10 protein-coding genes are annotated in these 12,053 nt (G+C 66.4%); 5 read left to right on the top strand and 5 right to left on the bottom strand.

The window, feature by feature from the left end:
- Nucleotides 1-3: 3 nt before the first annotated feature.
- Complete coding sequence (locus tag QFZ36_RS09035) at nt 4-654, top strand: uracil-DNA glycosylase (protein ID WP_306635700.1); 651 nt, start codon at nt 4-6, stop codon at nt 652-654.
- Here the strand turns inward: QFZ36_RS09035 and nboR are convergent.
- Both nboR and aceE read right to left on the bottom strand, forming a co-directional pair.
- On the bottom strand, nt 651-1,280 hold the full coding sequence (gene nboR / locus QFZ36_RS09030; protein WP_306635698.1) for a nicotine blue oxidoreductase: 630 nt from the start codon (nt 1,278-1,280) through the stop codon (nt 651-653). The two genes, QFZ36_RS09035 and nboR, sit on opposite strands and share 4 nt — an antisense overlap.
- Before the next feature lie 83 nt (nt 1,281-1,363).
- Nucleotides 1,364-4,126, bottom strand: a complete 2,763-nt coding sequence (gene aceE / locus QFZ36_RS09025) for a pyruvate dehydrogenase (acetyl-transferring), homodimeric type (RefSeq protein WP_306635696.1) — start codon at nt 4,124-4,126, stop codon at nt 1,364-1,366.
- Between the two features lie 314 nt (nt 4,127-4,440).
- Here aceE and QFZ36_RS09020 point away from each other — a divergent pair, with 314 nt between their 5' ends.
- The 3 genes from QFZ36_RS09020 to QFZ36_RS09010 are packed head-to-tail and all read left to right on the top strand — an operon-like array spanning nt 4,441 to nt 7,583.
- Complete coding sequence (locus tag QFZ36_RS09020; RefSeq protein ID WP_306635694.1) at nt 4,441-6,009, top strand: NCS1 family nucleobase:cation symporter-1; 1,569 nt, start codon at nt 4,441-4,443, stop codon at nt 6,007-6,009.
- Nucleotides 6,010-6,033: 24 nt separating this feature from the next.
- Nucleotides 6,034-6,777, top strand: coding sequence for an aspartate/glutamate racemase family protein (locus tag QFZ36_RS09015; protein WP_306635692.1), 744 nt, complete (start codon nt 6,034-6,036; stop codon nt 6,775-6,777).
- 44 nt (nt 6,778-6,821) lie between these two features.
- Entirely contained in the window at nt 6,822-7,583 is a 762-nt protein-coding gene (locus QFZ36_RS09010) for an SDR family oxidoreductase (protein WP_306635690.1), read from the top strand.
- A 20-nt stretch (nt 7,584-7,603) separates the two neighbouring features.
- Here QFZ36_RS09010 and QFZ36_RS09005 read toward each other — a convergent pair whose 3' ends face one another.
- Genes QFZ36_RS09005 through QFZ36_RS08995 form a run of 3 tightly spaced genes read right to left on the bottom strand, consistent with a single transcriptional unit; the run spans nt 7,604 to nt 10,643 of the window.
- Nucleotides 7,604-7,984: a sterol carrier family protein gene (locus tag QFZ36_RS09005; protein ID WP_306635687.1), complete on the bottom strand. Its 381-nt coding sequence runs from the start codon at nt 7,982-7,984 to the stop codon at nt 7,604-7,606.
- A 40-nt stretch (nt 7,985-8,024) separates the two neighbouring features.
- The gene (locus QFZ36_RS09000) at nt 8,025-9,041 is read right to left on the bottom strand and encodes an asparaginase (protein WP_306635684.1); all 1,017 of its coding nucleotides are present in this window, start codon (nt 9,039-9,041) and stop codon (nt 8,025-8,027) included.
- Between the two features lie 36 nt (nt 9,042-9,077).
- Complete coding sequence (locus QFZ36_RS08995; protein WP_306635682.1) at nt 9,078-10,643, bottom strand: molybdopterin-dependent oxidoreductase; 1,566 nt, start codon at nt 10,641-10,643, stop codon at nt 9,078-9,080.
- A 93-nt stretch (nt 10,644-10,736) separates the two neighbouring features.
- On the opposite strand from QFZ36_RS08995, the gene purD reads away from it, so the two are divergent.
- Nucleotides 10,737-12,053: a phosphoribosylamine--glycine ligase gene (gene purD, locus QFZ36_RS08990; RefSeq protein ID WP_306639145.1), complete on the top strand. Its 1,317-nt coding sequence runs from the start codon at nt 10,737-10,739 to the stop codon at nt 12,051-12,053.

Below are 12,053 nucleotides of genomic sequence, written 5' to 3'. Positions count from 1 at the left end.
CCGGTGACTGCCTCTGTCAACGACTTTGTGGAGCAGCTCGCTGCCGTGCCCACGGTTCCGGGGCGCAACAACTTCTTTGACCACAGCAGCCCCGGCAATGCAGGGCGCCGGCGGAACCTGGAGCTGTACCTCGAGGAGATGCTGAACCGGCCGCCCAAGGTCCTGCTGCTGGGCGAGGCTCCGGGTTTCCGGGGCATGAGGATCACCGGAGTTCCGTTTACCAACCGCACCATGTTCCAGGGACCGGCCAACAGCTTCGGCTTGTTCGGCCCGGGCAAGGGCTACTCGCTGCCGCCGGAGGCAGCGGAGGTCGCGGCCGAGCCGACTGCAACCGTGATGTGGGAGGTCCTGGCCGAATTACAGTTCCTGCCCCTGCTGTGGAGCGCCTGCCCGTGGCATACCCACGTGCCCGGAAAGCCCCAGTCCAACCGGACGCCAACGGTTGCCGACGCCAGGGCCGGGACGCCGTTCTGGCAGTCGCTCGCGGAGCTGTTCGGCATCGAAACCGTGGTGGCGGTGGGCAACGTGGCACACCGCAGCCTGCTGTCCAGCGGAATGGACGTGCCAAAAGTCCGGCACCCTTCCCACGGCGGGAGGTCCGGTTTCAAGCGGGGCCTGGAGGAACTGTTCAGCACCGGCGTGATCCGCCGCTAGCCCAGGAGGTACAGCTGCTCCGGCGTGTCAACGTCCAGTCCGGTGGAAAGGTCGCTGCAGTCCACCTCGTCCACCAGCTCCGGATGGGCCTGCAGGAAGCCGCGCGCCCCGGAGTCGCCCGTAACTGTACCGGCCACAGCGTCCCTCAGGCCGGCGTCGATGACCAGCGGATGACCGCGCCGGAACCTGCCGCCTGAACCCTCTGTTGCGGCAGCTCCGCCGTCGTAGGCAGCCGCGGTGACCCGGCCAGCACGGTGGGCCGCAAGCAGCCGCCCCACTGCCCGCGGAGTCACGCCGGGCTGGTCCACGAGCGCCACCATCAGATGGTCCCTGGGATCCGCGCTGGCGTTGCCGAGCAGCAGGGAATTGCCCATCCCTGACTGCCATTCGTGGTTCACCACCGTCCGGTAGCGGTCCAGTTCGGCGATGGCCGCCACGTCCGGAGCGCCGGCGCCGAGCACCACCACCACCTCCCGGCAGCCGCCGTCGAGCAGCGCCCCGGCGACGGATTCCACCAGCGGCCGGCCACGATACGGGAGCAGTGCCTTGGGACCTTTGCCCAGCCTGGTGCCGGCGCCGGCTGCAAGCACAATCCCCGTGGTCCGGACCTCCTCCATGTTCCCCATAGCCTCACACTATCCACGCGGGATGCCAGTTGGCAGCAGTGTCACACGCTGGGACTGCCGCCAACTGTCATCTGGATGGCGGGTCAGGCGTCGCCTCCGGCCCCGCCGGTGGTCCCGGCGTTCACGTCCAGGAGTTTGTAGCGGTCCATGGCGTACGACGGCGCGCCCTCCTCCACGTCACCCCTCGCCGCGAGCATCTGCAGCGTTTTCACGATGATCGAGTGGATATCGTTTTTGAAGAAGCGGCGGGCTGCGGCGCGGGTGTCGGAGAAGCCGAAGCCGTCGGCGCCGAGGGTGGCGAATTCGTTGGGGACGAATTGGCGGATCTGGTCCGGGACGGCCTTCATGTAGTCCGAGACGGCGACGACGGGGCCGGTGGCGCCTTCGAGCTGCTTGGTGACGAACGGGACGCGGGCCGGCTGGCCGGGGTTGAGGAAGGCTTCCTCTTCGGCGGCCATGCCGTCGCGGCGCAGTTCGTTCCAGGAGGTCACGGACCAGACGTCGGCGGAGACGTTCCAGTCGTCGGCCAGGATTCGTTGGGCTTCGAGGGCCCAGGGCACGGAGACGCCGGACGCCAGGATCTGGGCCTTCGGGCCTTCCAGGTCCGACGCGGAGACCCGGTAAATGCCTTTCAGTACACCTTCCACGTCAAGGTTCTCCGGTTCGGCGGGCTGGGTGATCGGCTCGTTGTACACCGTGAGGTAATACATGAGGTTCCGATCTGCCGGACCTGCCGGGCCGCCGTCGGAATGCTCCCCGTACATGCGCTTAATGCCGTCGCGAATGATGTGGCCCATTTCGTAGCCGAAGGCGGGGTCGTAGGTGACTGCTGCCGGGTTGGTGGAGGCCAGGAGCGGGGAGTGGCCGTCGGCGTGCTGGAGGCCTTCGCCGGTGAGGGTGGTCCGTCCTGCGGTGGCGCCGATGATGAAGCCGCGGGTCATCTGGTCTGCTGCTGCCCAGAAGGCGTCGCCGGTGCGCTGGAAGCCGAACATGGAGTAGAACACGTAGACGGGGACCAGGGGCACGCCGTGGGTGGCGTACGCTGTGCCGGCGGCGGTGAAGGCTGCCACGGCGCCAGCTTCGTTGATGCCGGGGTGGATGAGCTGGCCCTGCGCGGACTCCTTGTAGGCCAGGACGAGGTCCCGGTCCACGGACAGGTAGTTCTGTCCGCCCGGGTTGTAGATCTTCGCCGTGGGGAAGAACGCATCCATACCGAAGGTCCGAGATTCATCCGGAACAATGGGCACAATCCGGTGCCCGAACTTCTTGTCCCTGATGAGATCCTTCAGGAGCCGGACGAAAGCCATGGTGGTGGCGGCCTGCTGCTTGCCCGTGCCGCGTTTGGCGCTGTCAAACGTCTTGGCCTCGGGCAGCTCAACGGTTTCGTGGTTAGGCCGGCGTTCCGGCACGGGACCGCCTAGTGCACGGCGCCGCTCGTGGAGATAGGCAATCTCTGGTGCGTCATGGCCGGGATGGAAGTAGGGCGGACCGTAAGGGTCTTCCTCCAGCCGGGCATCGGAAATCGGGATGCGAAGATAATCCCGGAATTCCTTGAGGTCGTCGAGGGTGAGTTTTTTCATTTGGTGGGTCGCGTTGCGGCCCTCGAAGTGTGGTCCCAGTCCGTAGCCCTTGACGGTTTTGGCGAGGATGACGGTGGGTTTGCCCTTGAACTCGGTGGCGGCCTTGTACGCGGCGTAGACCTTGCGGTAGTCGTGGCCGCCGCGTTTGAGGTTCCAGATCTGGTCATCGGTGAGGTCCGCGACGAGGTCTTTGGTGGCGGGATCCTTGCCGAAGAAGTGTTCGCGGACGAACCCGCCGGATTCGGCCTTGTAGGTCTGGTAGTCCCCGTCGGGGGTTTCGTTCATGATTTTCACCAGCGACCCGTCGGTGTCGCGGGTGAGCAGGTCATCCCATTCCCGGCCCCAGACGACCTTGATCACGTTCCAGCCGGCGCCGCGGAAGAACGCTTCGAGTTCCTGCATGATCTTGCCGTTGCCGCGCACCGGCCCGTCCAGGCGCTGGAGGTTGCAGTTGATCACGAAGTTCAGGTTGTCCAGGTTCTCGTTCGCGGCGAGCTGGAGCAGGCCGCGGGATTCGGGCTCGTCCATTTCCCCGTCGCCCAGGAACGCCCAGACCTGCTGGTCGGAGGTGTCTTTCAGGCCCCGGTTGTGCAGGTACCGGTTGGACTGGGCCTGGTAGATCGCGTTCATCGGCCCGATGCCCATGGACACGGTGGGGAATTCCCAGAAGTGCGGCATCAGCCGCGGGTGCGGGTAGGAGGACAGGGCGTGGCCTTCGCGGGATTTTTCCTGCCGGAACCCGTCCAGGTCCTCCTCACTGAGGCGGCCTTCCATGAACGCCCGGGCGTACATGCCGGGGGAGGCGTGGCCCTGGAAGAAGACCTGGTCCCCGCCGCCGGGGTGGTCCTTGCCGCGGAAGAAGTGGTTGAAGCCCACCTCGTACAGGGTCGCAGCACCGGCGTAGGTGGAGATGTGCCCGCCCACGCCGATGTTGGGCCGCTGGGACCGGTGGACCATCACCGCGGCGTTCCACCGCATGTACGCCCGGTACCGGCGCTCGTATTCCTCGTTGCCCGGGAACTCTGCTTCCTGGTCCACCGGGATGGTGTTCACGTAATCGGTGGTGGTCACCATCGGCACGCCCACGCTCTGCGCACCCGCGCGCTGCAGCAGGCTCCGCATGATGTATTGGGCACGCTCAGTGCCCTGTTCCCTGATCAGCGAATCCAGGGACTCAACCCACTCGGCCGTCTCTTCCGGATCACGATCAGGCAGCTGGTTAGTCAACCCGCTGCGGATATGGAAGGTATCTTCTCCTGCAGCCACGGCAGCCTCTTTTCGTCGTTGAATACTGGCGCTAGGTTTTCGTATTGTGAGAAAACATTATTGCCTTATGAGAATAGCTGCGGCTAATGTTCCCGGTCAAAGCAGGTTCTTCCGCCGCCTGACTGCACCAGCGCACTGGGGCGAACCAGCGAATTATGACCGGCCATGCAGGCGACACTCCTTGACCGAAGGTGATCCACGTCATAAGCTGTTTTCACGATTCAATATCTTCATTTCGCAATGTGGAATAACAGAACCGGCCCCAGGGGCCGTGAGCTCACCACGGCGGAATACCTAGAACTGGAGATCCCCCTATGCAGACCCCTCCACCGGCGGGCGTTGACGCGGCTCCTGACCTGACAGCGCCGTCAGATTCTTCCGCACACCCGGCAACGGGCATTGACGCTCTTTGCGCATCAGCAAGTGCGGCGTCAGGCCAGGCCATCAGCCCCACCCTCTACAACGCAGACCTCGCCCCCACCAAACAGGCCGGCCGCAGCTGGTCCGGCTACAGCATCTTCACCCTCTGGGCCAACGACGTCCACAGCCTCGGCAACTATGCCTTCGCTATCGGGCTCTTCGCCCTGGGCCTCGGTGGCTGGCAGATCCTCCTTGCCCTGGGCATCGGCGCAGCGCTCCTCTTTGGGCTCCTGACCCTTTCCGGGTTTATGGGAGTCAAAACCGGCGTCCCCTTCCCCGTGATGAGCCGGATCAGTTTCGGAATCCGCGGAGCACAAATCGCGAGCCTCCTGCGCGGCGCCGTGGCCGTGGCCTGGTTCGGCATCCAGACCTACCTCGCCTCCGTGGTCTTCCGCGTAATGCTCGTGGCGATGTTCCCCACGCTGGGGGAGCTGGACAAAAACTCCATCCTCGGACTGTCCACCCTCGGCTGGATCGCTTTCGTCATCCTCTGGATCGTCCAGCTGGTCATTGTCAGCTTCGGCATGGAGATGATCCGCAAGTATGAGGCGTTTGCCGGGCCGGTCATCCTGGCCACCATGGCGGCCATCGCAATCTGGATCTTCATCGAAGCCGGCGGCGCCATCGCCTGGTCCTCGGACAACGCCCTGGAAGGACCCCAGATGTGGCTCACCATCTTCGCCGGCGGCGCCCTCTGGGTCTCGATCTACGGAACGTTCGTCCTGAATTTCTGCGACTTCACCCGCTCCGCGGTCTCCAAAAAGGCCATCGTGCGGGGAAACTTCTGGGGCATCCCCATCAACATGCTCGTGTTCGGCGCCATTGTGGTGGTCCTGGCGGGCGGGCAGTTCAAGATTAACGGCACCATCATCGAGAGCCCTTCGGACATCGTCCGGACCATCCCCAACACGCTGTTCCTGGTGCTGGCCTGCCTGGCGCTGCTCATCCTGACCATCGCGGTCAACCTCATGGCCAACTTCGTGGCCCCTGTCTATGCGCTGACCAACCTGTTCCCCAAGCACCTGAACTTCCGCAAGGCAGCGATCGTCAGCGCCGTTATCGGCCTGGTCATCCTGCCCTGGAACCTCTACAACAACCCCTTGGTGATCGTGTACTTCCTGGGCGGCCTCGGTGCCCTCCTCGGCCCGCTGTTCGGGGTGGTCATGGCCGACTACTGGCTCATCCGCCGCGGCAAGGTCAACGTTCCCGAGCTTTACACCGCCTCCCCGGAAGGCGCCTACCACTACAAAAACGGTGTCAACCCCAAGGCGATTACCGCACTGGTGCCGGCCGCCGCCGTCGCCCTCCTCATAGCGTTCGTCCCCGCGCTGGCGCCGGCGGCACCGTTCGCCTGGTTCTTCGCCGCCGGCATCGCAGCAGTGGTGTACTTCTTCATCGCGGACCGCTCGCAGCGGCTGGAAGACCGCGACGGCGAGACCATCGCCGTCGCCAGCACCCACTAACTCCAGTACCCACAAAGGATTCCCATGCGCATACTCGTCGCCAACGTCAACACCACCGGGTCCATGACGGCCTCCATCGCCGCCCAGGCCCGCAGCATCGCGTCACCGGGAACGGAAATCGTCGGCATCACGCCGCGCTTCGGGGCGGACTCCTGCGAGGGGAACTTCGAAAGCTACCTTGCGGCCATCGCAGTGATGGATGCGGTGACCCGCTATCCCGAGCCGTTCGACGCCGTCGTCCAGGCCGGGTACGGCGAGCACGGTCGCGAGGGGCTCCAGGAGCTGCTCGACGTCCCGGTAGTGGATATCACCGAGGCGGCGGCCAGCACCGCGATGTTCCTGGGCCACAAGTATTCAGTGGTCACCACCCTGGACCGGACCGTCCCGCTGATCGAGGACCGGCTCAAACTTGCCGGCCTTGATGCCCGCTGCGCGTCAGTCCGGGCCAGCGGCATGGCCGTCCTGGAACTCGACGAGGAACCGGACCGCGCCGTGGAAGCCATCATCAGCCAGGCCATGCTGGCCGTCAGCCAGGACAAAGCCGAGGTGATTGTGCTCGGCTGCGGCGGGATGGCCGGCCTGGATGAGCAGATCAGGCGGCGTGCCGGCGTGCCGGTTGTGGATGGTGTTGCCTCCGCCGTAACCATCGCCGAATCCCTGGTCCGCATGCGCCTTTCCACATCCAAGGTCCGGACCTACGCTGCGCCGCGGCCCAAGACCGTCGTAGGCTGGCCGCTGAACAGCGCGGGCGTGCCGGCCTCCCTCTAACGCAAGGCCTTGCGCGGCGGCAACCGGCACAACAGGAGAACAGTTTGAACCATCCCCAGGCCCCGGGCCGCATCGCAGTGGTCACCGGAGCGGGTTCCGGCATCGGCCGGGCGGTGGCCCGCCTTCTCCTGGCCGACGGCTACGCCGTTGCCCTCGCCGGGCGGCGCGAACAGCAGCTGGTGGAGACTGCGGACGGCCATCCGCACGCTTTTCCGGTCACCTGCGACGTCACCCGGCCCGACGACGTCGAGCGCCTTTTCGAGGCAACCCGCCAAAGGTGGGGGCGGCTGGACCTGCTGTTCAACAACGCCGGGGTGTTCGGTCCGGCGGCCAGCGTGGACGAGATCTCGCTGGCCGACTGGGATGCCACCCTGGCGGTGAACCTGACCGGATCCATGCTCTCTGCCGCGGCCGCCGTCCGGGCCATGAAGGCGCAGGATCCGCAGGGCGGCCGGATCATCAACAACGGCTCCATCTCAGCGCACTCGCCCCGGCCACGGACGGTGGCCTACGCCGTCACCAAGCACGCCATGACCGGGCTGACCAAAAGCATCGAGCTCGACGGCCGGGACTTCGGCATCACCTGCGGGCAGATCGACATCGGCAACACGGCCACCGACATCATGGACACCATCGGCGTTGGGGCGGGCGCGCTCCAGGCCGACGGCAGCCGCCGGGTTGAGCCCACCTTTCCGGTGGAGGATGCAGCCCGCGCCATCCTGATGATGGCCAACATGCCGCCGTCGGCAAGTGTGGGGTCCGTGGTGATCACCGCCGCCGGCATGCCGTTCATCGGCCGCGGCTGACCGCCGCATAAACTCCCGGGCTACAGCGGCAGGAGGGCCGAGAGGTCAGCACGCAGGCCCGAGGCGGCCACCTTGCCGGCCGTGACTGCCTCCGCCCAGCTCAACTGGCCGGTCACCATGCCAAGCCAGGTGGCGGCGTCGCACTCGATAACGTTGGGCGGTGTTCCGCGCGTGTGGCGGGGCCCTTCCACGCACTGCGTGACGCCGAAGGGCGGCACGCGCACCTCGACCGAATTCCCCGGCGCCCGCGCCGTGACTTCCTCCAGGGTGTACCGCACAGCGGTGGCCAGGACGGCCCGAGGAACGGGAGGACCGTCCGACGGCGGATTGGCAGCTTTCCGCCATGCCGCAACCGCCGCGGCGCCTTCTTGAACGTCAATACGACGGCGGGCTACAGGCATGGTTAGGTCTTCCCTTGGTGATGGATCGGATGGCGGGGATTCAGTCCAGGAGCGCCGAGACAGCCGGGCCGAGCCGGATCTTTCCCACGGGCTGCCCACCGCCCAGCACCGGCTCAACTACCTTCTCCAGCACACTGGCGACGCCGGGAATTTCCACGGCGCCGGCAGCGGCGAGCAGGGTCAGCGCCACCAGCGAGGTGGCCCGGAGGTTCCCGTCCAGGATCTTGACGGCCACGGAAACACCCTGCTGCGTGGCCATGGCCAGGACGCCTTCCGCCCCTATTTTGGCGATGATTTCCAGCTCATCCATCACCACGGTGTTCGCCTCGCCGCGGCCCTGCACCGCCCACGGGTAGTCCAGCATTGATGTTGCGATGGTGGCGGCCCGGGCGCTGAAGCTCTGGTCACCGGGCGCCTTGGCCAGCTGCGAGAAGCCCCGCGCCAGGCCCTTCAGGGAGACGGCTGCCACCGGCGCGCCGCACCCGTCGATTCCCAGGTGCGCGATCTTTTCGCCCGTGTACTCTTCAATGACGCTGCGGACCCTTTGCTGCAGCGGATGGTTGGGCTCCAGGTAGCTGTGCGTATCCCAGCCGTTCTCGGTACACGCCCACAGGAAGGCGGCGTGCTTTCCCGAACAGTTGAAGGCCAGCTTGGATTTGCCGCGTTCGGAACGCACCAGCCAGTTCCGGGCCGTTTCATCCTGCGGCCAGGCTTCCGGGCACTGCAGCTGGTCCTCGCGCACCCCGGCCGCCTTCAGCATGCCGGACACCACGTCCATATGGTCCAGGGAGCCCACGTGGCTGGCGCACGCCAGCGCCACCTGGGCGCCGCGGAGGGGCACGCCCGACTGCATCGACGCCAGCGCCTGGAAAGGCTTCAGGGCGGACCTTGCATAGATGGGCGTGTTGATGTCGCCAAGTTCGGTGACCACGGACCCGTCGGCGGCGAGCAGCACGGCGGAGCCGATGTGCCGGGATTCCACAAACCCACTGCGTTCGATCACGGCCAGTTCGACGGCGGAGTCCACGGTAAAGGTGGCATGCGGGTTATGCGGCATTCTGCCAGTCTAGGGGCCAACATCACGGATGCCCGGCTACTCCACGGTGACCATCACCGACTGCCAGCCGGACGCACCGTCGGGAACCGGATCTGCGCGCTGCTCAGTCTGCACCTCGCCCGTGCCGTCAGTGGCGCGGACTTTCAGGTAGTGCGGGCCCGGCGCGGCGTCCCACTCATAGGACCATTGGCGCCAGGTGACCAGCGACGCCTCAGCGGAGAGATCCACCTCCACCCAGTCCCCGTTGTCGATCTGCAGCTCCACCTTGGTGATGCCACGGGTCTGGGCCCAGGCGGTGCCGCCGACGGCCACCTTCCCGGCGGGCACCTTTGCGAAGGACCGGGGAACGTCCACCCGCGCCATGGTCTTGATGGGCCCCCGCTCGGACCACCCGCGCTCGGTCCAGTAGGCCTTGTTGTCCGCAAACCTCGTCACCTCGAGGTCCACCACCCACTTGGTGGCGGAGACGAATCCGTACAGGCCCGGAACCACCATCCGCACCGGGTAGCCGTGCTCCAGGGGCAGCGGCTCGCCGTTCATCCCGATCGCCAGCATGGCGTCGCGGCCGTCCTGGAGGACCTCCAGCGGTGTGGAAGCGCTGAAACCGTCGATGGAGGTGGACAGCACCATGTCCGCCCCGTCCTTGGGCCTGGCCCGGGCCAGCACATCACGGGTGGGCAGGCCCAGCCATTTGGCGTTGCCGGCGAGGTTGCCGCCCACTGGATTGGAGACACAGGTGAGCGTGACGTGCGATTCGATCAGGTCGGCGTCGAGCAGGTCCTGGAAGGTGAGCCGCACTTCTTCCTCCACCAGCCCGTGCACCCGGAGCTCCCACTCGCCGGCGTTGATTTCCGGGACGCTGAGGGCGGTATCGATGCGGTAGAACGCACCATTGGGGGTCAGCCATGGCGGGACGCCAGCCACCGGAGACTGGACCGCGCCCGGAATGGCAGCGGCTGCACTGGCGGGTGCGGGCAGTTGCATGGCGTCCCGCGCCCGGGCGATGTTGCTGCGTGCCGCGCCCAGGAGCCGGCCACCCGTCGCGGCGATGCCGGCAGCGGCCGCAGTGATCCCGGCGGCGGCGAAGAAGCGGCGGCGGGTAGAACCGCCAGGCACGGCAGAGTCTGCCGGTGCGTCGGGCCAGGCCTTCAAGCCCCGCAAGCGGTTCACCAGGAGCCGCAGCACCATCAGGCCGGCGATGGTACCCACAACAGACGGGATGGCATCCGCCGGCCCTACGCCCGCCCTGGTCACCACGCTCGTCACGATGATGGCGCCCATCAACAGGACACCCATCACGCCCAGGGCCCACCGCCGGTACGCCACCACACCCAGCACGCACGCCAGCACTGCGATGGTCAGTCCCATGCCCACAAATAGTGCGGCCTTGTCATTGGTGCCGAACGTGGCAATCGCGAAGTCCTTCATCCACGACGGCGTGAAGTCGATGAACGTGGATCCGAGGGCGAACACAGGGGTGGCGCGGGCCGTGAAAAACGCTCCCGCCAGCTCGGCCACGGCAAGCACGACGGCGGCCGCCACCACACCTGACAGTGCGGCCATGGCAGGGGGACCCTTGAGCAAGTTCCGAAGCTTTTCCATGTCACTCATTCGGAGCGGAGCGCCCCCTGGATTGTTCTTCGGGGCTGACACAGCTTAGGAGCGGGCAGGGTGCACAAAGTACCCTTGGAGACTGTGAAGGTACTCGTCATCGGCCCCGGAGGCCGCGAACACGCCATTGTCCGCTCCCTGCTCGCCGACCCCAACGTCTCCGAGGTCCACGCAGCACCCGGCAATGCTGGGATCAGCAAGCTGGTCCCCACCCACCCGGTCAATGCCAATGATCCCGACGCCGTAGCCGCCCTGGCCGCCAGGCTCGCCGTAGACCTGGTGGTAGTGGGTCCGGAGGCGCCGCTCGCAGCAGGTGTTTCCGACGCCGTCCGCGACGCCGGGATTCCGGTGTTCGGTCCCAGCAAGGCTGCCGCCCAGCTCGAGGCTTCCAAGGCATTCGCCAAGGAGATCATGGCCGAAGCCGGTGTCCCCACGGCCATGGCCCTGGTGGCTACCAACGCCGACGAGGCCGCATCAGCCCTGGACACCTTCGGTGCGCCGTATGTGGTCAAGGACGACGGGCTGGCGGCCGGCAAGGGCGTCGTGGTCAGCAAGAACCGAGATGAAGCCCTGGCCCACGCACAGTCCTGCTTTGATGCCGGCGGCTCCGTGGTGATCGAGGAGTTCCTCGACGGCCCCGAGGTTTCCCTCTTTGTCCTCTGCGACGGGCAGAACACCGTTCCGCTGTCACCGGCCCAGGACTTCAAGCGGATCTTCGACAACGACGAAGGACCCAACACCGGCGGCATGGGCGCCTACACCCCCCTCGAGTGGGCCCCCGAAGGCCTGGTCCAGGAAGTCATCGACCGTGTGGCCCAGCCCACCGTCAACGAGATGGCCCGCCGCGGCACCCCCTTTGTGGGCGTGCTGTTCGTGGGGCTGGCCCTCACCTCGCGCGGCACCCGGGTGATCGAATTCAACGTCCGCTTCGGCGACCCCGAAACCCAGGCCGTGCTGGCCCGGCTCCAGACCCCCCTCGGTGCCCTGCTGCTGGCAGCTGCCAAGGGCGAACTGGACCAGGCGGAAGAGCTGCGCTGGTCGAAGGAAACGGCTGTCGCCGTCGTCGTCGCTTCTGAAAACTACCCCGACACTCCCCGCACCGGTGACCGCATCCGCGGGCTGAAGAAGGTGGAGGAACTCGAAGGCGTGCACGTGATCCACGCCGGGACCTCCGTGGACGAGGACGGCAAGGTGATCTCCGCGGGCGGGCGCGTCCTGGCCGTGGTTGCGCTGGGCAGCGACCTGGTGGAGGCGCGCGAAAAGGCGTACGACGGCGTGGAACTGGTTCAGCTTGAAGGCTCGCAGTTCCGTACGGACATCGGCCGCAAGGCCGCCCGCGGCGAGATCAGGGTATCGTCCGGCGCTACCGGATCCCTGCCGATCACGAAGGCGAAGGCATAG

Source organism: Pseudarthrobacter siccitolerans, from assembly GCF_030823375.1.
GTDB lineage: Bacteria > Actinomycetota > Actinomycetes > Actinomycetales > Micrococcaceae > Arthrobacter > Arthrobacter siccitolerans_A.
Note: the sequence above shows the minus strand (reverse complement) of the source record. Positions and strands in the feature narration are given on the sequence as shown.

Excerpts from the sequence above, each read along its gene's own strand:
- QFZ36_RS09020 (WP_306635694.1), top strand. The coding sequence starts at position 4,441 with ATGCAGACCCCTCCACCGGCGGGCGTTGACGCGGCTCCTGACCTGACA.
- nboR (WP_306635698.1), bottom strand. The coding sequence starts at position 1,280 with ATGGGGAACATGGAGGAGGTCCGGACCACGGGGATTGTGCTTGCAGCC.
- QFZ36_RS08995 (WP_306635682.1), bottom strand. The coding sequence starts at position 10,643 with ATGGAAAAGCTTCGGAACTTGCTCAAGGGTCCCCCTGCCATGGCCGCA.
- QFZ36_RS09005 (WP_306635687.1), bottom strand. The coding sequence starts at position 7,984 with ATGCCTGTAGCCCGCCGTCGTATTGACGTTCAAGAAGGCGCCGCGGCG.
- QFZ36_RS09015 (WP_306635692.1), top strand. The coding sequence starts at position 6,034 with ATGCGCATACTCGTCGCCAACGTCAACACCACCGGGTCCATGACGGCC.
- QFZ36_RS09000 (WP_306635684.1), bottom strand. The coding sequence starts at position 9,041 with ATGCCGCATAACCCGCATGCCACCTTTACCGTGGACTCCGCCGTCGAA.